The organism is Sorangium sp. So ce1036, assembly GCF_051369805.1.
GTDB lineage: Bacteria > Myxococcota_A > Polyangia > Polyangiales > Polyangiaceae > Sorangium > Sorangium cellulosum_F.
Genome location: NZ_JBBMOX010000002.1, coordinates 846949 through 871254, shown reverse-complemented (window position 1 = coordinate 871254; position 24306 = coordinate 846949). Strand labels below are relative to the sequence as shown.

The window sequence follows — 24306 nt, the reverse complement described above, 5'->3', positions numbered from 1 at the left end:
TCGCCGCGGGGCGCGCGGCGCGGCAAGCCCAGAGGCCCCGAAGACACCGAGAAGCTTCGACAAAGCACAGGCCTCGGCCCGCGGCGCCGTTCGGACCCGATCCGCGGGCCGCCGGAAATCCTCCCGGCCGGGGAGGCGGAAGAGTGAGGAAACCGCGCGCCGCGCGGCGGCGCCGCCGCCCGGACGAGGACGCTCGCGCTCAGCCGCGCGGGGCCAGGAGGCGGGTCACCACCGCGCGGAGCTCGTGCACCACCTGCAGGAGCGCCTCGTCCACGTTGCTCCAGTCGGTCACGGGCCGGACGACCTTGCCGACGCGCGGCACCGCCTGCAGCCCGGCGAAGCGGGTCGCCTCCCAGTCGCACGGCCGGAGCACGACCGGCACGACGGTCGCCTGGTTTGCGGCGCGCCGCTCCATCGCGCGCGACACCTGCGCGTCGTCCTGCTCGGAGGCGAGGTAGCTCGCGCTCACCAGGAGGAGGATGAGATCCGCCGCCTCGAGTTGCTCGCGGGTGGTGCGCTCCAGGTCCTCGCCGGCGCCGATCTTCCCGCTGTGCCACGGGGCGATGAGCCCCTGCCGCCTCAGCGGGCTCATGTGCGCCTCGAGCTGCGCGAGGAGATCCTCGTCGCGCGAGGCGTACGAGAAGAAGACGCGGACCGGCCCCTTTGCGAGCGGTCCCACGTCCGCCGGCCGCCCTGCGGTCGATCCCGCCGGCCGCTCTGCGATCGGGCCCGTGCTCGCTGGCCGCCCCGTGGCCGAGACCCCGGGCGGGTCCAGAGGGGGCGGCGGCGGCGCCGGCCGCGCCGCGCCCGGCTCGAGGCTGCGGAGGATCTCGGCGACCTCCGCGTGATCGCCGCCTCGGTTCTCGTAGACGATGAGCCGGATGCCCGACGCCTCGAGCAGCCGTCTCCGGAACGGCTGCACGCCCTCCGGCACGAGGGCGAAATGCATCGGCGGCTGCCCGCCCGAGAGCGCGCGCACGCGGGCGAGCGTCTGATCGATGTTGTCGTCGGCGAGGCCGAAGCCGACGAACAGGAGGGTGTGCGTGCGGTAGAGCGCGCCGAACGCGTCCTGCAGGAGCGGCGAGCCGAAGATCGCGCTGTCGTACTGGTCGCGCGAGAAGACCCAGGTGTCCCACGCGCGCAGCGTCCCGTGCAGCTTGAGGATGTACCCGCTGTCCGCCGCGATGTCGCCGGTCGGCCGGTCGACCGCGCGCCACTCGCCCGCGAACGCGCGCTCGAGGAACCGGTCGATGTTGGTGGTGAGCACCGCCTTGAGCCTCGGCTTGAGCGCGGCGATCGCCTTCGCCGTCTCCGGGATCTCGCGGCCGCGATCGTCGAGCGCCCCGTCGATGATCGCGCCGAAGTCCTGCGGCCCGAGGGCGAGCTTCGCCGCGGAGAGCGCGTTGATGAGCTGGTTCGCGTCGATGTAATGCTGGATCTCGTCGAGGGCCGCGCGATCCGCGCCCTTCCTCCGCGCGCTGTCGCGCAGCCTCTCGGCGAGCTGCTTCCAGGTGGGCATGCCCGCCCCGGCCGACACGCCCGCCCCGGCGAAGACGATGAGGTTCCCTGACGCGTAGCGCTCGCGCAGCCGCTCGAGGATCTCGTCATCCATGCATGGATACGATACCGCGGATCCACGCGGGCGGGCGCGGGCCCCCGCGGGCCTCACCGCGGCGGCGAGGCGCGGCGCTCGGAGGTCAGCGAGACGCCGACCCCGAGCCAGGCGCCTTCGACGGCGCGCGCCGCGCCGTGGGCGTCCTCGTAGGGCGCCGGCCGGAGCACGACGCCCGGGTCCAGCGTGAGCCCGAGCCACAGCGGGCCGCCGAGCCGGGTCTCCAGCCCGAGCCCGAGGCCGGCGCGGGCGGACCAGGTGTCGCGCTCGCCCTCGATGCCATCGACCGCGACGGCCGCGGGCAGCCTGACCGAGGCCACCGACGCCGTGGCGCCGATCGACAGGCGCCACGAGGCCGCGAGCCAGATGCGGTAATCTCCCGAGATCCCCCCCTCGATCCAGCGCAGCGCCTCGCCCCCGGGCGGCGCGGCGAGCAGCCGGGCGAACAGGTGCTCCGTGAACCGCAGGCGGCGCAGGCCGAGCGCGACGCCGGCGCCGCCGAGCGCCCGCGGACCGCCCGAGACGACCGCGGCGTACGGCCCGGCCGAGGCGGTGAGCGCGTCGAGATCGCGCGAGGCGAGCTCGATCTCGTCCGGCGTCGGCCGCCGGGGCGCCGGGGGGCGCCGGGGGGCGCGCGCGCGGCGCATCTCGGCGAGGATCATCTCCGAGGTGGCGATCGCGAGGAGCCGCGCGGCCACGTCCGAGGTGAGGCCGGCGACGGCGATCTGCCGCCGCAGGACCGGGCGCCCGTCGAGGCGCACCTGGATCTCGAGGCGGGCCGCGGTGGGCCGATCGATCCACACGGTCGCGACCCGGTCGCCGAGCGGCCCGACCGGCTCCGCGGCGAGCGAGGCGCCGTCCGGGAGCTCGATCTCGAGCAGGCGCCGCAGGCGGACCCCCGCGACCTCCTCGGCCGCGCCGCGCGACAGCGCGATGCGCACCTCGACGGGCCGCGCCGGGGCGGCCGGCCGCCGCGGCGCGGCCGCCGCGGGGGCGCGGCCGCGGCCCGTCGCGACGGCGCGCGGCGCGGCCGCCCTCGCGGGCGAGGCGCAGGCGAGCAGCAGGGCGGAGCTCAGCAAGAGGAGCGCGAGGCCGGCGGTCGAAGGCCGCTCCCGGCGCAGGGCGCACACCGGCGGCCGGAGGCCGGCGCGGCGCGGGCTCTTGCTCGGCGACGGCGTCCTCGCCGGAGATGATCCGCTGGGCATCCTCGCACCGGCCATCGGGGTACCTGCTGGCCACATACCCCGTTGCCATCGGAATTGCCTCTTTCTTGTGGCCCGCGCCCCCCTCGCCCCGGCTGCGCCTCGCCGGACGACGCCGCCGTCGAGCGACGGCGACCGTGCGTTCGTAATACTTCGCTGTCGGCGCGCGCCTCCACCGGGGTGCGGTCCCCCGGCCTGGCCACGGAGCCCTGGGACGCGCGGCGTGCCCTCGCCCCCGCCGAGCCGCGCACGGGTGCCGCGCACGGCCCCGCCGTGCCGCGTGGCGCCCGCGCGCCGGGCGGCCGAGGCGCTATCCTTCCTGGCGGAACGCGGCCACGAGCCAGTTCACGTGACGACCGGTGTCGTCGTGGTTCGCGTGGCGCTTGAGCAGGGGCATCTTCAGGATGCGCACGTGATCCTGGAGGTTCGTCCTGAAGGGCGAGCCCGCGATCGGCGTCCCGTCGGGGCGCACCTGCCGGCCCTCGATCTTCATCTTCCGGAGCACCGCGATGGACGCGAGCCGCAGCAGCTCATAAGCCCTCTCCGGATCCTCGCCGCTCACGGAGACGATGAGCTTGCCGAACGTGGGGTCCTTGTTGACCAGGACATCCCCCTCCTCGAAGCCGCAGTCGAAGCGGATCTTCAGATCGGAGAGGCCCTTCTCCGCGAGCGCCTCGCGGATCGCGTCGACGTCGGGGAGCTCGATGCGGTCGAAGATGCCCGCGTTGGGCAGGAACAGCCCCTTGCCGCCGTCCCGCGAGTCCCTGAGGTCCGGATTCCAGCTCTCCGCGTTGATGCGGAACTCGCGGCTGACGTGCGTCTGCACCACCTGCTGCTGCTCGAAATCGATCGCCTGTCCGTCCGCGATGCGCATCTGCCAGGCGACGAGGTTCACCGGGGCGCGGCTGCGCTTCCGCCGGATGGCGTAGCTCTCCTCGCTGACCGGGTGCTCCACCTGGATCCGCGTGTTCATCTCCAGGAAGTAGAACTTCCCCTCCTTGAACATCAGCTCCACGGTGCCCGCGCCCACGTAGCCGACGCGCTCCGCGATCCGCACGGCGAGCCCGCAGATCCGCTCTTCCATGCCAGGGTACCGCCGGAGCAGCGCCGGCGGCGCCTCCTCCTGGATCTTCTGGCTCGCGCGCTGCTCGCTGCAGTCGCGCATGCCGAGGTGCCGCGTGTTGCCGTAGCGATCCCGCAGCACTTGCACCTCCAGGTGGATCGTCTCCGGGATGTTCTGCTCGAACATCACGCCCGGCTGCCAGTTGTACGCCCGGATCTCCCCGAGGACCTTCTGGATGGCCTGGGGCACCTGGTCCGCGGTCGGGATGACCGCCTGCCCGCGCCCGCCGCCGCCGTTCGCGGCCTTCAGCCGCCCCGGGAAGGTGAAGCGCCCGGCCGCGTGCGCCTCCAGGATGGCCCGCTGGATCACGTCGGGATCCTCGCTGTCGATGACGATCCCCGGCGTCACGGCCCCGGGGTCGAACTCCTGGGCCATCAGGCGGAACTTGCGCTTGTCGCCGGCGTTCTCGACGACGTCCTGCATGGGGCCGATGAAGACGATGTTCTTCTGGCGGAAGTGCCGGATCGCCGCGGCGTTCTCCGCGAGCGGGCCGTAGCCGGGATAGAGCCCCGCGCGCGACAGCTCCTCCTGCCAGCCGTCGCCGAAGCGCTCCTCGAACTCGGCCCTCACCCGGTCCGCGATCTGGACGTAGTTCGCGTAGCTCTCGCGGAAATTCCCCTTGAGCCCCACCGCGAAGCCGCCGCCCTCGCGCGCGATGCGCACCTGGAGCGCGTTGGCGTCGTCCTCCAGGCTGTAGAGGACCACCGGGATCTTGCCCAGGGCGATGGCCTCGCGCGTGGCCCGCACGCCCATCTCCCCCTTGTCCGCCACGAGGATGTACTTGAGCCGACCCGCGCTCACGGTCGTGGCGGGATAGCCGTCCAGCCGGAACACCGCCGCGTAGAGGAGGTCCAGCACCTCGGGGTCGCCGCGGTGCAGCTTGCCGGCCCGGGCGCGCAGGAACTCCGCGGCCTGCTCGCGCAGCGAGGGCACGTCCTGCTCCAGGATGAGGAACTTGAGGAAGCGAGCGTCCTCGAAATCGCGGCGCTCGAGCGCCTCCAGCAGCCCGCCCTCCAGGTATCCGGCGAACCCGTCCCGGTCCGCCGGCGCGAGCGACACGCGCGCCTGCCGGATGCGCGAGAGCAGGCCCTCGGCCGCCGACAGGAGCCCCGCCACCCGCGCCTCGTCCGCGAGCTGCCTGCGCAGCGCCGCCTCCAGCGGCCGCTGCCAGCCGAAGTGCGTCCTCCACACCTCGCCGTTGGCGATGAGATAACGAAGCCCGACGAGGCGGTGCGCGTCCGCGCCGCCGGCCAGCGTCCCGAGGTCGAGGAGCACGAACCCAGGGACGCCCAGCGCCGTGGTGAACGCCTCCATCGAGGAGATATACCCGCCTCGAGGCAACACCAGCTTCCACGGCGGGAGGGCTTGTGCGTCCGTGCGAGCGGGCATCGAGCTGGTGCGGACGGCGGTGATCATGTTCAAGCGGTCCTCCGGCCGGGCAAGCAAGCACAGAACCGTTACGGGATGTCAAGCCGTCGCTCGACAGCGGGTGTTCGTGATCGGCTGTGGCTCGGGGGGTGAACCGCTCGACGTCGCCACGCACCGCGGGCGCGGCGGGGGGGGTGCAGCCCCCGCGGGGGCGAGTCACACGACAGACGCTCAGCGCGGAGCGGGCGACAGGGACGGACGTGGGCCGATCACGGCGCAGGGCTCGCGTCGAGGGCGGGCTCCGAGGGCGGCTCGGGCTCCGCCTCCGCTTCCTCTTCCTCGGAGGCCTCCTCGCCGGAGACGAGCTGCCGGACGTCCTCGCACCGGCCGTCGGGGTACGTGGCCACGTACTCCCGGGCCATCACGGAGGCCTCCTCCTTGCGGCCGGCGACCACCTCCGCGCGGATGCGCTTGCAGAACGAGTCCTCCGCGAGGTTGCCCTCGGGCGACAGCGTCCGGGCCTGCTCGTAGTACTTCGCCGCCAGCGCCTGATCGCCCATGCTGGCGTACATGTTGCCGAGCGTGTAGGCCGCGATCTGCGCGTTCGCGTCGCTCGGGAAGCCCTCGACCACGCGCGTGAGCGCGCGCATCGCGGCGCCGCGATCGTCGCCCGTGCTGTGGTCGCCGCTCTTGTCGCGCAGCAGATCGCTCAGATCCATCAGCTCCTTCGCCGTCCTCGCGGAGGCGATGGCGCCGTCGACGCCGCCCGGCTGCTGCTTCAAGCTCCGCAGCGCCTCGGCGACGTCGCCCGCGTTGTAGCGCGCGCGCCAGTCGGGCGCCGGCGGCGAGGCGGCCGGGGACTCGACGTGGGCCTGCGCCGCGCTCGAGCGCGGCGGCGGCGGCGACGACGACGACGGCGGCGACGGCGCGACGGCGACGCGGGGCCGCGGCGCCTCCTCCGGCGGCGCGACGGCCGTCGTGCGCCGCCGGATGGGCACCTCGGCGGCCGCGTCGCCGCGCCCGAGCTCCCGCGAGCCCGCGGGCGACGTCAGCTTGACCGCGCCGTCGGTGACGTCGACGTCGATGTCGTCCACGTTGTGCCGCACGCGGAGCACGCTGCCCGCCGACGTCGAGAGCCGCGCCTCCCCCGCGACGATGGCCAGCGCCGCCGTGCGCACCGCGCTCGCGGTGTCGACCGACGCCTCGCCCTGCACGAGCCGCAGCGTCAGCGCCCCGCCGTTCGCCTGCTCGACCTCGACGGTCGTGCCCGGCCTGAGCACGATCTTGCCGCCGCCCGGCAGCGGGAAGGTGCGCGCGTGCGAGCCCGCGGCGAACACGTCGACGAGCGACGGCATGTCGTCGGCCTTCGCCACGGCGAGGGGCGCCGGCGCGGCCTGCGGCTCGCGAAAGACCGCCCTGCCGACCCACAGGCCGCCGGCGAACGCCGTGAGCGTCGCCGCCGCGAGCAGCGCGGCCACGCCCGCGCGGCGCGGCGCCTGGGGCTCGCGCGCCTGGACATCGTGCTCGATGCGGTCCCATACGCGCGCGATCCGCTCTTCGGTCGCGTGGTCGCGCAGATCTGCCGGGGCGATCCGGGGTAGCCCTCGCCGGCTCATGAGGAGACCTCGTTGTGGGTTGGATCGACAAAATGACCGTCGAGGAACTGTTGCGCACGCGAGATCCGCCGCTTGACGGTCGCCAGCGAGCAGCCGCACATCTGCGCGACGGTCTCGAGCTCGTGCCCCTCGACCGAGCGGAGGATCCACGCGATCCGGTCGTCGGCCGGCAGCGTGTGCAGCAGGGCGTAGATCTGGGCGATCTGGGCGCGGGCGTGGGGCGAGGCGGCCGGGCTCGCGAGCGCGTCGAGATCGACCGGCTCGCTCGACTTGCCCATGCCGAGCAGGCCGAGCAGGCGCGCGCGCCGCATCCGCGAGCGGACCTTGTGGACGACGATCGAGCCGAGCCACGCGCGGAAGGCGGCGGGATCCACGAGATCGCCGAGGCGCTCGAACGCGCGGAGGAACGCGTCGTGCACGATGTCCTCCACGTCGCGCGCCGAGCCCTCGATGCGCGTCGCCAGGTGGATGGCGAAGGCGGCGTGCCGCCGGTAGAGCTGCTCCAGCGCGCTCACGTCCCCGCGGGCGCCCAGGATCACGAGCTGCGCGTCCGGCAGCTCCGTAAGGCCGGCCCCCCGCTCCCCCGACGCAGGCGCGACGGAGCGCCGGCTGCCCTCGGCGCGCGCGCCCCCGGGCTGGACATCCCTGCGGCCGCGATCCTCGGGCGCGGAGGCGGGGCCGACCGCGCCCACGTCCTCCAGGGCCTCCGCGGCCGGGGCGGCCGGGACGACCGGTTCGACAAGGCGCAGGCGCGCTCGCTGGGGTCTCGCAGACATGTCTTCGTACCTGAAAGGAGCGGGGAGAGGGTCGCCACGCCGGGCGAGGAGCGGACCGCCGGCGGTGGCGAGGCGCCGCACCCCGGGCTCCTGTCCCGGGCGGCGTCCGGAGCGCCCCGAACTTTCCACGGTTTTGTAGACGCCTGGTAGGGCCCGGGCGGCTCATCGAAAAAACTTGTGAGCCGTTCTGGCCCCCCGAGGCGTCTGGGTGGTGGCCGCCGGATTGGCGTGCGGCTCATACGCCATGTTTGATTGGGGGCGGTCTGGCCGCCCTCGTTTTCGGAGGATTCCATGAACAAGCTCGTCCTTGCGCTCGTCGCCGTGTCGGTTTCGTCCCTCGCCGTTGCCTGCGGCGGCGCCCCGGCGGAGCCGACCGACCCGTCGGCGGCGCCGACCGACCCGGCGGCGGCCCCGGCCGATCCGGCGGCGGCTCCGGCCGACCCGGCGGCGGCCCCGGCCGACCCGGCGGCGGCCCCGGCCGACCCGGCGGCGGCCCCGGCCGACCCGGAGGCGGCCCCCGCGCAGTGAGCCTCTGCGCAGCGTGCCGCTTCCTCGGGGAAGCGCGCGCTGCGGAGCGCTTTGGGCGACACCTCTCCGGAGGTGTCGCCCTCTTTATTTTTGTGGCCCCGATGTCTCCTGGGCCCCCGGCCTCGCGCACGACCCGGCCTCTCAGGTGACCCAGACCGCGGGATCGGCGCGCCGCGCCCTGCCACCTCGCGCGCTGGCCCGCCGCGCAGCGCCGGGGCCTGCGCGGGGCTCTCGCCGGCGCGCCCGTGCTTTCGCGCCATTCCGCCCGCCGACTCATGTATCTTCCGCCCACGCGCCTGGCCGTGGACGGTCCCAGGCGGCGCAATGACGGTTCGCGAGCCGTCCAACGGTTCGCGGACCGTCCACGGCGGCCCGCGAGCCGTCTCTCCAACCACCCCCTGCCCCCTACCCATGTCCCGGGGATCGATCGAATGGATCACTCCAGCCGCCTGAGCTTCGTTCAGCGGTCCGGGCGGCGTCGCCCTGGCTTCCTCCCCGCGCGCGCCCTGGCGTGGACCGTGCTCGCCGCCCTGACCGCGACGGGGCTCGGCGCGGGCTGTGGCCGCTCGGGGGTGTGGGACGAGGTCGACCCGGCCTACGGGGTCGACCCGGTCGATCCCGGGGGCCCCGCGTGCGGTGACGGCGTCTGCGACGGCGGCGAGTCGTGCGAGAGCTGCAGCCCCGACTGTGGCCTGTGCCCGACCTGCGGCGACGGCGCCTGCGACGGCGCCGAGACGTGCTCGAGCTGCGCGAGCGACTGCGGCCCGTGCCCGACCTGCGGCGACGGCGCCTGCGATGGCGCCGAGAGCTGCGGCACCTGCGCCGCCGACTGCGGCCCGTGCCCGACCTGCGGCGACGGCGCCTGCGCCGGCGCCGAGACGTGCTCGAGCTGCCCCATGGATTGCGGCCCGTGTCCCGGCTGCGGCGACGGCGCCTGCGCCGGCGCCGAGACATGCCAGACGTGCCCCGGCGACTGCGGCGTGTGCGCCCGCTGCGGGGACGGCGTCTGCTCGGCGCCGGAGGACTGCCTCTCCTGCGCTCCGGACTGCGGCGCCTGCGCCACGTGCGGCAACGGCGTGTGCAACGCCCCCGCCGAGGGGTGCTTCACCTGCCCGGCGGACTGCGGCCCCTGCGGCCGCTGCGGCGACGGCGTCTGCTCGGCGACCGAGACGTGCGCCTCGTGCCAGGCCGACTGCGGCGTGTGCTCGGTGTGTCCGAACGGCGTCTGCGAGAGCTTCGAGACGTGCGCTGTCTGCCCGGCGGACTGCGGCGCGTGCGAGCCCGCGGGCTGCCGCGAGGTCCTGACCTGCACGTTCGCCTGCATCGATTTCGGGCGGACGCCGCCGGACTTCAGCATCGCGTGCGTCTCGAACTGCGTGGCCCGTGGCTGCGCCAACGCGCAGTTCTTCATCGATCGGGTCATGACGTGCACCCTCGCGTCGCGCCCGGCCTGCGGCGGCGACCTCGCGTGCGTCCGGCAGCGGTGCAGCGCCGAGATCGCGGCCTGCGTGGGGGCCAGCTGCTGAGCGCGTTCCGGGGCGGGCGCGCGCGCCCCCCCGTCCCCGGCGCCCCATCTCCCGGCCGCCGGCGCCCCATCTCCCGTCCCCGGCGCCCGGCCCCCCCGCCCCGGTCGCCCTCGCCTCACGTGTCGTCGAGGAGCTCCCGGGCGGTCAGCTCGCTGGCCGACCGCCCATGCTCGTATTCGAGCAGGCCGATCGCCGCGTAGCGCGGCCGGATCCGCGCGGAGAGCAGCCCGATCCGCTTCAGGTTCGGCACGATCCGCTTGAACATCGTCCGGCGGAAGAACCCCATCAGGTCGCTGGCCAGCATGAGCTTGTCCCACTCGCCGCGCGTCACGCGGTGGGCATAGAACTCGTCGTAGAACTCGTGCGCCAGGAACCGGTTGCGCAGGAGCAGCGACATCTCGAACGCCCAGTCCTCCCGCTCCCGACGCGCCGTCTCGTCGATCCCCTCGCGGTAAAACTTGCTCAGCGCGAGGACTCCATAGTGCACGTGACGCGCCTCGTCCGTGATCACCGACCGGAGGATGTCCTTGAGCAGCGGCTCGCCCGTCACCTGCCGGATCGAGCCGAAGGCGCCGAGCGCGAGGCCCTCGATCATGATCTGCATCCCGAGGAACTTCATGTCCCACCGGCCGTCGCGCATGATCGCGTCGATGACGACATACAGGTTGTCGTTGATCTCGTAGAGCTTCTCCAGCTTCTGCGTGAGGTAGGTGTGGAACACCTCGACGTGGCGGCCCTCGTCGGCGACCTGCGTGCTCCCGTAGAGCTTCGCGTCGAGCCAGGGCACGGACTCGATGATCTGCGACGCCGCGAACAGGGCGCCCTGCTCGCCGTGCAGGAACTGGCTCAGCATCCAGCAGAGGAGGCCGTGGCGGTGCGTCGCCCGCTCTCGCTCGGAGAGCCGGCGCCAGATGGGCAGCTTGGACGGCGGCATCCAGCTGTCGGGCAAGAGCGGCATTGCTGGATCGAGCCTGTCGACCTGCCGCGACCAGTCGAGGTCGCTCGTGGCGTTCCACTGGGACGTCTTGGCCAGGTCGTAGAGCCTCGCCATGTCGGGGTCGTCCCGCCCGTAACTCCAGTTGAAGCTGGCTTCGTATCCAACAGGGATACAGGTCGATCTCACCCCCTTGCCGCGCTGCTGGACGAAGCCGCGGAAAGCAGGCCCGAGCAGCGACGCGAGCACCCGGACGTTGCCGCTCATCGACGCGTCGCGGAGGAGAGGGGCGGAATCGAGGAGGGTCTGGATAGCTTGCTGGATTCGCATGGACAAGGAGAGCTTTCCGGAGCGCCGAGGCGCGAACCGACGCCCGCGAACGAGCGTTATAACGACATCCATCGCCCAGCCGCAATCAAACCATGATCTTTTTACGTCGTCATATCGACTCCGGGAGCTCCCGAGCTCCCCGGAGGGGAGACGCCGAGTCGGCGCCCATCGCTCCCCTGATATCCCGCGTCGCGCGGAGCGGTCCCGCGCGGCTGCGCCGGAGCGGCCGCGCGCTCGCCGCCTCACGCCGGGCCGCACCGCAGCGTCGGCGATGGCGGCGGGCACAGCGGGCGCGCGGCGACCAGCACGAGGCCCGGCGGCCCCGCCGCGAGCTCGAAGCCCGAGATCCCGCGGACCGCCTCCTCGGTCGCGCAGAGTCCGTGCACATCCTCGACTGGCGCCCACGAGCCGACCTGGGCGAGGGCGCCGCCGATGATCTCCGGGTTGAGCATCGATCGCACCGTGACGGGCCCGGCGTGCAGGCACAGGTTCACGTGCACGCGGGCGTCCGGGCGCGTCGTCTGCGCGATCTCGTCCTGGAGCATCACGGCGGCCTCGAGCACCTCCTCGCGCCCCCGCTGCGCCTCCTCCGGGTCGAAGGAGAGCTGGCGCACCGCGAGGATCTCGTTGCCGGTGGTGGACACCAGCGTGAGCCCCGCGCTCCGGAGGCGCTCCTCCGCGAGGTCGAGCACCCGGCCGAGCTCGTCGGCGATCAGGTCGTCGAGGTCGTCCTCGTCGAAGCGCGCCCGGAGGTCGAGGTAGACCGCGATCGCGTCGACGGTGACGTCGGGCAGGCTGCTCCGCCCCGACGCGGGCTCGCCCACCGCCTCGCGCAGCGTGCAGAGGAAGCTCTTCACCGAGGCGAACCGGTGCTCCGGCTGCTTCTCCAGGCAGCGCAGCACGACCGCGTCGAGCGCCGGCGGCAGCGGGGTCCGCCGGCTCGGGCGCGGCGGCGGCTCCTCCAGGTGCTGCCGGAGCAGCTCGGTCGCGTCCGGCGAGTAGAACGGGAGCTTGCCCGTGAGGAGCCGGTGGAGCAGGACGCCGAGCGCGTACACGTCGACGCGCGCGTCGATCGCGCCGCCGAGGATCTGCTCGGGCGCCATGATCGTGAGCGTGCCGGGCGCCCTCCCCGCCGTCGTGAAGCCGGTCGCGCCCGCGTCGGGCTCCATCAGCTTCGCGATGCCGAAGTCGAGGAGCTTCACCGCCCGCGGCGCGCTCCGCGTGACGAAGATGTTGCTGCCCTTCACGTCGCGATGGATGATGCCCGCCGTGTGCGCCGCCTCGAGCGCGGAGCACACCGGCTCGAGCAGGTCGAGCGCCTGCTCCGGCGAGAGCCTCCCCTCCTCCCGGAGCAGCACGTCGAGCGTCACCCCGTCGAGGTGCTCCATCACGTAGAACGGCCTGCCGTCCGCGAGCTCGCCGGCGTCATAGATCTCGACGATCCCCGGGTGCTTGAGCAGCCGCACCACCTCGACCTCGCGCAGGAAGCGCTTCACCATCTTCGGCGAGGCGGCGAGCGTCCCGTGGAGCACCTTCATCGCCACGCGCGCGCCGGTGCGGCTGTGCCTCGCCTCGTAGACGGCCCCACATCCGCCCCGGGCGATGGCGTAACCGACGATGTACTCCCCCGCGCGCGCGCCGCTCGGCAGCTCTCCCCTGGAGAAGGACCTCTCCTCCTGCGAAAACGCCCGCGTCTCATCATCTCGTGTCGCGAATCCATCGATCGTCATAATCCCCCCGATAGGTCTAAGGCCTCGCCCGAGCGACGTTTTTTCCAGCGCGGAAGATCGTGTTGCCACTACACGCCGCTCCCCCTGGTGGTACAGTAAATCCATCGTTATCGACACGGTAGCCTATTCCATCTGCTGGCAGAATAGGGGGGACAGATGAAGAGGCGAGTTCCTTCGTGCCACCTGCGTACGTTGGTGTTTATTTCGCTGATCGGCTGCGGCGGCGCCGACGGATTTTCAACGGAGGCGGGGTCGGTCGAGGCAGCCACAAGTGCGCTCCTGAATCACAATGCCCTCAATCCGAACGCGCTGAACCCGAACGCGCTGAACCCGAATGCACTCGACCCGAACGCCCTCGACCCCAGCGCGCTCGCCCTGAACAGACTCCAGGAGACGAGCGTCGGGGCGCGCATCCTCTCGTCGATCCGCGCCCCCGGGGAGCTCGGCGCCCTGTCGAGGGAGCTCCTTCGGTACATCGTCAGCTGCGCGCTGAATCCATCGCAGTCGTTCCGTTTTTCATGGCACGACGAGCAGGGCGAGCGTCACGAGGAGAGTTATCCGGGGCACCTCGGCCTCGCCGCGAGCTGGAGCCACGAGCCGCTGAGCGCGTCCCGGGAGCAATGGGTCTCGGCCTGCGTGGCGTCGCGCGCCAATCTGGCGGGCATCTCCGTGCTGATCTCGTCGCGCGCAGCGCACGCGGCGCTCAGGTACCCGGACCGGTACGAGGTCGAGGCCTATCCGCGCGAGGAGGGCGCGTTCTGGGGCAATCTGTTCAGCGACCCACCTCGCCTTTATGCCTGCTACAACGAGCTCAACGTCGAGAACTCCCGCGCCATCGGGAGGGAATGTGCGGCCGGACACGTCGGCGAGGAGGACGACCGCGCCACGGAGTGCCCGAACATCCACATCGTGGGCTCGTGCGATCGCCAGTGTGCCGAGCTCGACGGTCCGGGCGAGTACCGGACGCGTTGCCGGAACGATCGCGGGGAGTGGTCCACCGCGGTGGTCACGACGTACTTGCGTTGAGGCCCATGCAGCCCGATCCTCGTGAAGGCGGAAGCGGGGCTCGCGAAGGAGCGCCCCCGGCGCGGTGCAGGGAGTGCGGGCGGCGGGTCGCGCACGCGGATCCAGGGTGCCCCGAGCACGGCCCCGTGACGCGGCAGGCCAGCCCGGACGCCCACGCGGCGGGCGACCCCGAGGACGCCGACGCCGGCTGGCTCCGCGCGATCACGCCGCCCGACATCGCGGGGTTCCGGCGCGTCCGGCTCGTCGGCGCGGGCGGGTTCGGGGCCGTGTTCGCGGCCGAGCCCGAGGAGGGGGGATCGACCGTGGCGATCAAGGTCGCGCGCGACGATCGGCCGCACGCGAGCCTCCGCCTCGTCGAGGAGATGCGGGCCCTCTACGACATCGGGCCGCCGCACGTGCCCGCCGTCCACGCCTGCGGCCAGCTCCCCTCGGGCCTGCCCTACTTCGTCATGCAGTACCTCGACGACCGGACGCTGGCCGATCGCCTGGTCGCGCGCGGCGTCGCCAGCCCGGCGCCGCCGCGCGAGGCGTGCGCCCTCGCGCGCGCCACGCTCCGGGCGCTGGAGGCGATCCACGCCCGCGGCTACGTGCACCGCGACATCAAGCCCGAGAACATCCTCATCGCCGGCCCGCCGGCCGGCGCCGGCGACCGCGGGCCCCGCGCGACCCTCATCGATCTCGGCCTCGCGACGCGCGATCCCCGCCTCACGGCGGGGCCGGGCGGGCAGCCGCCGCGCCTCACGCTCGAGAGCGACGCGCCCGGCACCGCCGAGTACATGGCGCCCGAGCAGTGCGACGGCGGCGGCGACGTCGACGCGCGCGCGGACGTGTACTCCCTCGGCGTCGTGCTGTTCGAGCTGCTCGCCGGCAGGCCGCCGTTCTGGGGCCCCCCCGCCGTGGTGCGGCAGGACCACCTGAGCCGCCGCCCTCCGCGCCTCTCGTCGATCGCGCCGACCGCGCCCCCCCTCGAGGAGATCGTGCTCCGGTGCCTCGCCAAGGACCGGAGCCAGCGCTTCGAGAGCGCCGCCGCCCTCCGCGCCGCGCTGGAGGGCTTCGAGCGCGCCCAGGAGCGCCGCCCGGCGCGCCCCGCGCGCGTCGCCGCCGAGGCGGCGCCGCTGAGCGCCCGCAGGATCGAGCGGCGCGCCGTCGCGCTCCTCTTCTTCGAGGCCGAGCTCGACGTGGTGACGCTCCAGCGCAGGCTCAGCGCGCTGGGCGGCGAGCTCGCGCACGCCGCGGGCAACCGCTTCGTCGCCGCCTTCGATCACGAGGACGGCGCGAACCCGCTGCGCCGCGCGATGCACGGCGCCCGCGAGCTCGAGCAGCAGCGCGTCCTCTCCCGCGGGCTGCTCGATCTCGCGTCCGTCTCGGTCCAGATGCGGCCCGACGGCACGCGGCGCTTCTTGAGCCCGCTCTTCCACCGGGAGGACCGCTTCGCGGGCGACGGCGCCGCGGGGCTCCTCGTGTCCCCCGCCGCCGCGGCGGCGCTGGGCGACGGCGCGCAGCCCCCGGGCGATCCCGCCGCCCCGCCCGGGCCGGCCTCCCTCCTCCCCGGGCCGGCCTCCCTCCTCCCCGGGCCGGCCTCCCTCGTGCCCGAGGCCGATCCGGCGGTCGAGGGGACCTCCGAGCCCTTCTTCGGCCGGAGCGACGTCCTCGGCGAGCTCGTCGCCGGCGCGCGCAACGCCGTGGCGACCGCGACGCCCACCGTCGTCAGCGTCATCGGCGGCGCCGGCCAGGGCAAGAGCCGCCTCGCCGGCGCCCTCGTGCAGCGGCTGCGCGAGCTCGAGGACCGCGCCGAGGTGATCGAGCTCCGGACCGGCGAGCCGGTCGCGGGCGGGGTCGATCGCGTCGTGCGGGAGATCCTCCAGCAGGCGCTCGCGCTGCCGTCGTCCCCGCCGGCGGACGGCGGCAGCGCGCTCCTCCGGCGGCGCCTCGGCGCCCCGCAGCACGCGAAGCTCGGGGGCGCCGTCGCGCTCGCGCTCGGCTGGATCCACGAGGGCGGCTCCGGCCCGGGGCGCTACCCGGAGCTCCGCGCGCTCTCCGCGGCGCCCGGCGCGCTCCGCGCCGCGCTCGCGGTGGCCGCGGGCGAGGCCCTCCGCCGGCGGGCGCAGCGGACGCCGCTCTTCGTGGTGCTCGACGACGCGCACGCGGCCGACGACGCGGCGCTCGCCGCGCTCGAGTACGCGGCGCTCGCCGAGGTGCAGGCGCGGCTCTTCATCTGCGCGCTCGCGCGGCCGAGCTTCGAGAGCGCGCGCCCCGGCTGGGGCGAGCGCGCCGCGCGCCGCGAGACCTACCGCCTGGAGGCGCTCGACCGGGAGAGCGCCGTCGCGCTCTGCCGGCGGCTGCTCCTGCCCGCCGAGGACGTGCCCGAGCCGGCGCTCGTCCACCTGGTCGAGCGCGCGCAGGGCGTCCCGCTCCTGCTCGTCGAGCTCGTGCGCGGCCTCAAGCGCGAGGGCATCGTGCGCCGGCACCCGCGGGGGGACGCCTGGTACCTCGCCACGGACGAGCTCGATCGCCTCCCGGACATGCCGCTCCTCGACTGGCTGGCGCTCGGCGAGATCGACGCGCTGCCGCCCGCGCTGCAGGCGCACGCGCGCCTCATCGCGCTGCTCGGCCCCGACGTCACCGTCGCCGAGGTGGCGGGCGTGCTCCAGCGGCTCGACGAGCACGGCGAGGCCGACGACCTCCCGCTCGACGCCGCGGTGTCGGTGAAGCGCCTGGTCGCCGCCGGCCTCCTCGTCCAGGACCGGCGGGGCCGCATCGGCTTCCGCCACGCGCTGGTCCGCGAGGCGGTGGCCCGCGGGGCGCCCGACCTGCTCCGCCGGCGCGTCCACCTCGCGGCGTTCAAGCTGCATCGCGACGCGGCCGCCGGGGAGGGCGGCGAGCGCGCCGCGCCCCACCTCAAGGAGGCGCGGCTCCTCCCGTTCGCGTACCACGCGGCCCAGGCGGGCCTCGGCGCGGTCGCCGAGCGCGCCTACCTCACGCTGGCCGAGCGCGCGCGCGCCCGGCACGCGTACCTCGACGCCGAGACCTTCTACAGCCGCGCGCTGGAGCAGCCGCCCGATCCGACGTCCCCGAGCGCGCCCCTGCGTCAGGGCCCGCACGCGGGGGAGCCCGGCGCGCCGGGCGGCGCGCGCCCCGACCGCGCGGTCGCGCACCGGGGCCGCGGCCTCATGCGCTACCGCCTCGGCCGCTACCACGACGCGCTCGCCGACTTCGCCAGCGCGCGGGCCATCGCGCGCGCGCGGGGCGACGTCCCGGCGCAGATCGACATCCTGCTCGACGAGGCCACGGCGCTCGACTGGATGGAGGAGTTCAAGAGCTCCGAGGAGCGCGTCAAGGAGGCGGGCGTGCTCGCGAGCAAGATCACCCTGTCGCCGGCGCTCGCCGCGCGCCTCTCGCTCGGCGTCGGGCGCTCGCTGCACCGCTTCAGCCGGGAGGAGGAGGCCGCGTCCGCGCTCCGGTACGCGGCGGCCGCCGCCTCCACGCTCGGCCACGAGGGCTACGAGACGCTCGTCATCTCGCTGCTCATGCTCGGCTTCGTCCTCCAGGGGCTCGGCCGCCTCGACGAGGCCGAGCGCGCGCTCGACCGGGCGATCACCCTCTGCGAGGCGCACCACGACACGCTCCACCTCGGCTCGGTGACGAACAACCGCGCGCTGCTCTGGGCGTGCCGGGGCGACAAGGCCCGGATGATCCGCGACCTCGAGCGGGTGCTCTCGCTCGCGCGCGACCTCGGCCAGAGCGGGCTGGAGCGGGTCGGCGAGTACAACCTCGGCGAGTACCTCTACCTCATGAACGACCTCGAGGCGGCGAGGCCGCACATCGAGCGCGCGCTCGCGATCGAGCAGCACCGCCTCTGCGGGAACTGCCGCCCGGTCGCGCTGCTCCTGAAGGCCCGGTTCCTGTACTACCGCGGCGAGGAGGCCGAGGCCCGCGCGCTGTACGAGCGGATGCGCGACATGCAGGAGCAGGCCCGCGCGGAGGGCCCCGCCGACGCGCTGATGGTCCCCTCGGAGGAGGTGCTCTGCGCCATGCTCGACCTGGCGACCCGCGACGGCGGCGACGCCGAGTGGGACGCCCTCGTGGACCGTTCGGCGCGGAGCTCCGTCGGCCAGGAGCACATCGAGGTGCTCGAGACGCGCGCGGTCGCCGCCCTCCGCCGGGGCCGCCTCGCGGCCGCGCGCGCCGCGCTGTCGGCCGCGTTCGGCGCCGCGGGGCGCATCCCGAACGTCATGGGCGACCGGCTGCGGCGCCTCGCGGCCGCGCTCGCCGAGCGCGAGGCCCTCGAGGCGGAGCCGCCCGATCGAACGACGCCGGACGCGGAGCCACCTCCCACCGCGTAACACCCATCACACACATGCAGACACCAGGCATCGGAGCCGCGCGTCACGCCCTTGCCTGATCTATTCTGGGGCAGTCCCTGCGTCTCCTCCATGCCTCCACGCAGCGTCCTGGATGGACTCCTCCGCTCCTGCCCAATTCCACCCGCTGAATCCATCCGGCCCCGGCGACGACGACACCACGTCGCCCGAGGCGCGTTTGCGTGCGCTGGAGTTCCCTCCTGGCTTGACAAACTGGCCTCTCGGCTCGATGGGACCGGCCTGGCGCGTTGATCGGACTGGCAGGTGGGAATCTCGGCCCGACTTGACAGACTGGATCCTCGGCATGACATGACGCGACGACCGCATGCATGATATCGGGCTTCGATTCACGCGAGGGGCCGCGGGTCGCCCCTGAAGGAGGCGTGAGCGTGAGAGAGAGACAAGCGACCGTGTGGGGGATCATCCCGGCCGCCGGCGTGGGGAGTCGACTTCAGCCGCTCGCCGTCTCGAAGGAGCTGCTGCCGGTCGGCAGCCGCCTCGACCAGGGGGTCGAGCGGCCCCGGGCCGTGAGCGAGCACCTGGTCGATCGCATGTTGCTCGCCGGCGCGACCAAGATCTGCTTCGTCATCTCCTCGGGCAAGTCGGATATCCTCGACTATTACGGGGCCTCCGTGGGGCAGGCGAGCCTGTCGTACGTGGTGCAGCCGAGCCCGGCCGGCCTCTGCGACGCCATCTTCCGCGCGCTCCCGCTCATCCCGCCGGAGGATGTCGTGATCGTCGGCCTCCCGGACACCCTCTGGTTCCCGGAAGATGGGCTCTCCGCGCTCCCGCCTCGGGAGCTCTCGTTCCTCCTCTTCCCGGTCGAGCGCCCTGAGCTCTTCGATGCCGTCGTGACCGACAGCGAGGGGCGTATCCTCGAGATCCAGGTGAAGCGCCCCGACGCCGCGACGCGCTGGGTCTGGGGCGCCTTCAAGCTGACCGGCGCCGCGCTGCAGCAGCTCCACGAGCTCTGGTGCCAGCGGAACCGGTGCGACCGGTACATCGGCACCCTCGTGAACGAGCACATCGCCCGCGGCGGTGTGGCGCTCGGCGTCCGCGCCGGGCACGCGTACGTCGATGTGGGGACGCTCCACGGCTACCGCGAGGCCATCCGCCTGCTGACCACCCGGCCGCCCCAGGCGACCGCCGCGGAGGGAGAGCGGCGCGAGGCGCCCGGGGCGCGCCCGCTCTGAGCGCGTTCGCCCGGGAGCGCGCGCCGGGGGCGAGAGGTGGGGCGCGCCCGTCAGGTCGACCCGGAGGCGAGCGCCAGCGTCTTCGCGTTGTCGGGCACGCACGTGAGGAACCGCTCGCGGATGCCCGGGTCGCTGATCTTCTCCGCGCGCCGCAGGAGCTGCTCGCGCGCGGCGGCGAGCGCCTCGGCCGCCGCCCGCTCCGCCCCCGCGGCGGCGAGCGCCTCGGCGTAGGCGAGCCGCACCAGCGACTCCCCCTCCTCCAGCGAGCCGGTCTCCTCGAGCTGCGCGAACGCCTCGCGCGCGACCGGCAGCGCCTCGGCCGCGCGGCCCTGCGCGAGCAGCGCGCGCGACAGGAGCGCGACCGCGGCGGCGCGGAGCGGCGGCGCCACCGTCAGCGCCTCGACCGCGGCGCGCGCCTCGCGCTCGGCCGCCGCCGGGTCGCCCGAGAGCAGCAGGATCTTCGCGAGGTACGTCAGCGTCACGCCCTCCATCCGCCGGTCGCCCTGCTGCTGGAACGCCGCGGCGGCGCGCTGCTCCAGGAGCTTGGCCTCCTCGAGCTGCCCGAGGTGGGCGATGACGTAGCCGAGGTTCTGGAGCGCCGCGGTCTCCAGGTCGTCGAGGCCCATGCGCTGCGCCGCCGCGAGCGCCATCCGGAGCGCCGACTCGGCGACCTCGAAATCGCCGAGCTCGCCGTACAGAAAGCCCAGGTTCGAGCGCACCGCGCACGCGTTCCGGCGGTCGCCGGCCTGCTCGAACGCCGCGAGCGCCGCCGTGAGCCCGCTCAGCGCGGCCCCGATGTCGCCCTTCGTCTGCGCGCGGATCGCGCGCACCTGCTGGTAGAGCCCCGCGGTCTGCGGATCGAGCGAGGCGGGCCCGCTCGCGACGGCGTCGAGCATCCCGATGATCCTGTCGGCCGCCGCGTAGCGGCCCCCGAACGCCAGGTACGTCGCGCCCTCGCACAGGCACATGATCCGGGCGCTCGGCGCGCCCGTCGCCTCCGCCACGCGCGCCGCCCAGCTCTCCACCCGGTCGAAGTGGCCGAGCTTCCCCTCCGCGATGATCACCTGCCCGATGGCGCGGAACCACGTCGAGCTGCCGGGCCGCACCAGGCTCGCCGCCTCGGCGCCACGCTGGGCGGCGAGCGCCGTGTCCTGCCGCCAGACGCTGGCCTCGGCCTCCACCAGCCGCAGGCGGCCCAGCTCCTCGTCGGTCGCCCCGCACTGCACGCCCATCTCGGCGCGCGCGAGCGCGCTCGCGAGGTCGTTCGCCTCGATCGCCTGCTCCGCGGCCCGCCGGTACCACCGCACCGCGCGCTCGGGCTGCCCGCCGAGGCGGAAATGCTCCGCGAGCGCCATGGCGTCGGTGTGCCCGCTCCGCTCGAGCCACTCGCCGGCCAGCTTGTGGCCGAGCGCGCGGTCCTGCTCCGTCAGCATCGCGTACGCGGCCTCGCGCACGATCGCGTGGCGGAACACGTAGTCCGTCGGGCCGAGCCACCCCGGGGTCGAGGCCGGCGCGATGAGCTCGCGCGCCGAGAGCGCGTCGAGCCACGTCTCGGTGTCCTTCATGCGCGCCGCGCCGCCGAGCAGCGACGCCACCCCGAGCTTCGAGAAGCGATCGCCGAAGATGCTCGCCGCCCGCAGCACGCGCTTCGCCTCGTGCCCCTCGGCGTCGAGCCGCGCCTCGACCGTGCCCAGCACCGAGTCGGGCAGCACGTCGCCCTTGCCGTCGGCGACCGCGCGGATGAGCTCCTCCAGGTAGAACGGGTTGCCGTCGGCCCGCTCCACCACCCGGGCCACGGTCTCGGCGGGCGTGTCCTCGCCGAGCGCGCTCCGCACGAGCCGCTCGCTCGCCTTCGACGGCAGCGGCCCGAGCTTGATCGTCTGCACCTCGCGGTCGGCCCACAGGCCGGGGAACTGCTTGTTCACCTCGGGCCGGGCCAGCGCGAGCAGCATGAGCGGCAGGTCCCGCAGGTTGCGCAGCGTCGCGTCGATGAGACGCACGGTCGCCGCGTCGCCCCACTGCAGGTCCTCGAGCACGAGCAAGACCGGCTGCGCCGCGCACTCGGCGGCGAGCCAGTCCTCCCAGGCGCCGCGCGTGGCGTCGGCCATCAGCATCGCGTTGTCGCGCGCCGCGCGCAGCCCGCTCGCCTCGCCGTCGGGGAACGGCGTCCGCGACAGCTCGCCGAGGAAGGCCGCGATCCGGTCGAGCGCCTCGCCGCTCAGGTGGCGCCCGAGCCGGCGCTTCAGCTTGCGCCGCCGGCCCTCCACCGGCTCGCCCTCGCGGATCCCCGCCGTCTTGCGGATCGCGTCCGCGATGAGGCCGAACGGCGACCCCGCGGCCACCGACTCGGCCCTTCCGGAGAGGATCTCCACCGGGCCGAACTGGCGCCGCACCCGGGTGAGGAACTCCAGGCGGAGCCGCGATTTGCCGGCCCCGGCCGGGCCGATCACGAGCACCGCGCTCGCCAGCGACTCGCTCACGCACCCGGAGAACACGCCCTCGAGCATGGACAGCTCGCGGCTGCGGCCGACCCAGAGGCTCGGCTTGCCGAGCAGCACCGGGGTGCTCTCGTCGGCCGCCGTCTCGCCGGCCAGGAACGGCCCCTCCTCGTCCGCGTCCACCTTGAGCCGGCCGCCGACGATGCTGGCCGTCACGTCGTCGAGCCGCACGATCCCGGCCTGCGTCGCGCGCAGCGCGCGCACCCCCCGGTCGATGACGTCGCCCTCGATGAGCTTCGCCGACGACACGCCGCGGCCCGTCGCGACGGCGAGCGGGATGCCCGGGAACCGCGCGCGCAGCGCGAGCGCGCACCGCACCGCCCGCTCGGCCCGGTCGACGGCGCTCCCCGCGCCGGCGAGGATCGCGACGAGCGAGCCGCGCGAGATCTCGGTGATGTGCGCGCCGTAGGGCTCCACCGCCGCCCGCACCTCCGACCGCGGCACCGCGGAGGCCGGGCCCTCGCCCGTGAGCTCCTGCAGCACGCTCGAGACGTCCGACGCGCTGGGGACGCCGCCGGCCGCGGCCACGCTCGTCTCGACGTCCTCCGGCTCGCCGGCGAGCACCAGGGACACGAGCCGCTGCTCGCTGCGCGTGAGGAAGCCGGGCCCCCGCGCCGAGCGCATGGTCGCGTCGCGCGGCGACGCCAGCGTCACCGGCCGCGGCGTCGCCCATGCGTCCAGCACGTCCGCGATCTTCGCGAGCTGCGCCCCGACGTCGCCGCAGTCGCGCGGCCGGTCGTCGGGGTGCTTCGCCATCATCCGGGAGATGAGCTGCTCGAGCGGCTCCGGGAGGTCCGCGCGGATCTCGCGCAGCTTGGGCGTCTGCTGGAACAGGAGCTTGGCCAGCGCGGCCATCACGTGCGCCCCCTCGAAGGCCGGGCGCCCCGCGATGCACTCGTAGAAGACGCACGCGAGCGAGAACACGTCGGCGCGCGCGTCGTGGGTGCTCCCGCTCTCGATCTGCTCGGGCGCGATGTACCCGGGCGTCCCGAGGATCCCGCCCGTGTACGTCAGCCGCCGCGACTCCCGGTCGGGGCGCGCGATGCCGAAATCGACGAGCTTGAGCTGGCCGACGTCGCCGGCCACGAGGAAGATGTTGCTCGGCTTGACGTCGCGGTGGATGATCCCGCGGGCGTGCGCGAAGGCGAGCGCGTCGGCCGTCCTGCGCAGCACCGCGAGGCTCTCGGCGGCCGTGAGCTGCCGGCGCGCGAGGCAGGTCGAGAGGTCCTCGCCCTCGAGCCACTCCATGGCGAGGTAGTGCTCCCCCGTTCCCGTGCTCCCGTGCGCGACGTAACGCACGATCCCGGGGTGGCTCAGCTCGGCGAGGATCTGCGACTCGCGCTCGAACCGCTCGACGTCGAACGCCTCCCGGCTGTGCAGGACCTTGAGGGCGACGCGGCGGTCGTCGAGGCGATCGAGCGCGCGGTAGACGGTGCCCATCCCCCCGGCCGCAACTTGCCTTTCGACGACGAAGCGGCTGGCGAGGACGGTGCCGGAATCCACGCTACTCTAGGAAGGCGGTGATCGCTCTCTTGTATACCTCGGTTCGCGGAGGAAAGACACGGATGCCGAACGGGAGCCGGATGGGCTCCCGGTCCCGGCAGCGCGGGAAGCTGCCGTCCGGCCTCGGGCGGCCGCAGACGTCGTCGCAGCTGCCCACGACGTCCACCACGCAGTCCTCGAGCGAGTCCCCGCAGACGCGCGGGATCGACGTCTCCCCGGGCGCCATGCACGCGAAGCGGCGCTGCCGCTCCAGGAACACGTTGCCGTAGTAGGCGGCCTCCGCGTGGTCGTAGCGCCTGCGCTCGGCGCGCGTCGACGCGAGCGCGTGGTCGTTCCCGCGGAGCGAGATGGTGACGTGCGCGCCCATGTAGTTCACCCGCGAGAGCAGGCAGGCCGAGACCCACTCCTGGCACTTCTCGTCGCACCGGCCGCGCGCCTTGCCCCACTCGGGCGCGAGGCCGAGCTCGCCGCGGAAGCGGTAGCGCCTGCCCTTGACCTCGATGTCGACGTGCTCGTCCTCGGGGAGAGCGCAGCTCACGATGAAGCTGAGCAGCTCCCTCGACTCGGGATCTCGGAGCGCCTCGCTCGTGAACGCATTGCCCATCAGCGCGTTGCGGGTCAGCGCGTTATGGGTCAGCGCGTTGCGCGTCAACGCGTTGCGCGTCAGCGCGTTACGCGTCAGCGCGTTACGCGTCAGCGCGTTGTGGACGATGACCTCCTGCTGCACCTCCGCCACCTCCTCATCATCGAGCTCGGCAGAGGCGACACAAGCGATCTGCGAGGACGACACAGCCACGCAGACGATGAGAGCGATCTGGTGTGCAGATTTCATGGTCCTAATTTCATCTACACCACTGCCGCTCTCAAATTCAATTATTTTATGGACATTTTTGGGAACATACTTCTCCACACTCCCCTGACACGCATCACGTGGTCAGGTGCCGGGAGCGGAGCTGCGCAGGGCGCAGCACTCGCGCGCA

Annotated in this window: 14 protein-coding genes; 5 read left to right on the top strand and 9 right to left on the bottom strand. The window is 73.9% G+C overall.

Translation table 11 applies throughout. The annotated features are described in order from the left end of the window. Positions 1 to 199: 199 nt before the first annotated feature. From WMF31_RS40235 to WMF31_RS40215, 5 genes are all read right to left on the bottom strand, one after another. A complete protein-coding gene (locus tag WMF31_RS40235; RefSeq protein ID WP_436607176.1) occupies positions 200 to 1612 on the bottom strand; it encodes an SIR2 family protein in 1413 nt (470 codons plus the stop codon). A 53-nt stretch (positions 1613 to 1665) separates the two neighbouring features. After that, positions 1666 to 2817, bottom strand: coding sequence for a hypothetical protein (locus tag WMF31_RS40230; protein ID WP_436607175.1), 1152 nt, complete (start codon positions 2815 to 2817; stop codon positions 1666 to 1668). 307 nt (positions 2818 to 3124) lie between these two features. Then, positions 3125 to 5251 carry a biotin carboxylase N-terminal domain-containing protein gene (locus tag WMF31_RS40225; protein ID WP_436607174.1) on the bottom strand — a complete coding sequence of 709 codons (2127 nt, stop codon included), beginning with the start codon at positions 5249 to 5251 and terminating at the stop codon, positions 3125 to 3127. Between the two features lie 323 nt (positions 5252 to 5574). Next, complete coding sequence (locus tag WMF31_RS40220) at positions 5575 to 6921, bottom strand: tetratricopeptide repeat protein (RefSeq protein WP_436607173.1); 1347 nt, start codon at positions 6919 to 6921, stop codon at positions 5575 to 5577. Further along, positions 6918 to 7697, bottom strand: coding sequence for an RNA polymerase sigma factor (locus WMF31_RS40215; protein WP_436607172.1), 780 nt, complete (start codon positions 7695 to 7697; stop codon positions 6918 to 6920). Before WMF31_RS40215 ends, WMF31_RS40220 begins: the two co-directional genes overlap by 4 nt. Positions 7698 to 7988: 291 nt before the next feature. Here WMF31_RS40215 and WMF31_RS40210 point away from each other — a divergent pair, with 291 nt between their 5' ends. Together WMF31_RS40210 and WMF31_RS40205 are read left to right on the top strand one after the other, a co-directional pair. Continuing rightward, the gene (locus tag WMF31_RS40210) at positions 7989 to 8225 is read left to right on the top strand and encodes a hypothetical protein (protein WP_436607171.1); all 237 of its coding nucleotides are present in this window, start codon (positions 7989 to 7991) and stop codon (positions 8223 to 8225) included. 431 nt (positions 8226 to 8656) lie between these two features. Continuing rightward, positions 8657 to 9751, top strand: a complete 1095-nt coding sequence (locus WMF31_RS40205; RefSeq protein ID WP_436607170.1) for a hypothetical protein — start codon at positions 8657 to 8659, stop codon at positions 9749 to 9751. Between the two features lie 115 nt (positions 9752 to 9866). Here WMF31_RS40205 and WMF31_RS40200 read toward each other — a convergent pair whose 3' ends face one another. Further along, positions 9867 to 11015: a ferritin-like domain-containing protein gene (locus WMF31_RS40200; RefSeq protein WP_436607169.1), complete on the bottom strand. Its 1149-nt coding sequence runs from the start codon at positions 11013 to 11015 to the stop codon at positions 9867 to 9869. 242 nt (positions 11016 to 11257) lie between these two features. Beyond that, positions 11258 to 12745, bottom strand: a complete 1488-nt coding sequence (locus WMF31_RS40195; RefSeq protein ID WP_436607168.1) for a serine/threonine-protein kinase — start codon at positions 12743 to 12745, stop codon at positions 11258 to 11260. Positions 12746 to 12940: 195 nt separating this feature from the next. Here WMF31_RS40195 and WMF31_RS40190 point away from each other — a divergent pair, with 195 nt between their 5' ends. The 3 genes from WMF31_RS40190 to WMF31_RS40180 all read left to right on the top strand — a co-directional run bounded on the left by WMF31_RS40190 (position 12941) and on the right by WMF31_RS40180 (position 19325). Next, a complete protein-coding gene (locus tag WMF31_RS40190) occupies positions 12941 to 13771 on the top strand; it encodes a hypothetical protein (RefSeq protein WP_436607167.1) in 831 nt (276 codons plus the stop codon). A 125-nt stretch (positions 13772 to 13896) separates the two neighbouring features. After that, the gene (locus WMF31_RS40185) at positions 13897 to 18114 is read left to right on the top strand and encodes a serine/threonine-protein kinase (RefSeq protein ID WP_436607166.1); all 4218 of its coding nucleotides are present in this window, start codon (positions 13897 to 13899) and stop codon (positions 18112 to 18114) included. Between the two features lie 428 nt (positions 18115 to 18542). Then, a complete protein-coding gene (locus tag WMF31_RS40180) occupies positions 18543 to 19325 on the top strand; it encodes a sugar phosphate nucleotidyltransferase (RefSeq protein WP_436607593.1) in 783 nt (260 codons plus the stop codon). 50 nt (positions 19326 to 19375) lie between these two features. Here WMF31_RS40180 and WMF31_RS40175 read toward each other — a convergent pair whose 3' ends face one another. Together WMF31_RS40175 and WMF31_RS40170 are read right to left on the bottom strand one after the other, a co-directional pair. Beyond that, complete coding sequence (locus tag WMF31_RS40175) at positions 19376 to 23326, bottom strand: protein kinase domain-containing protein (protein ID WP_436607165.1); 3951 nt, start codon at positions 23324 to 23326, stop codon at positions 19376 to 19378. Position 23327: 1 nt separating this feature from the next. Further along, on the bottom strand, positions 23328 to 24158 hold the full coding sequence (locus WMF31_RS40170; RefSeq protein ID WP_436607164.1) for a hypothetical protein: 831 nt from the start codon (positions 24156 to 24158) through the stop codon (positions 23328 to 23330). Positions 24159 to 24306 lie beyond the last annotated feature (148 nt).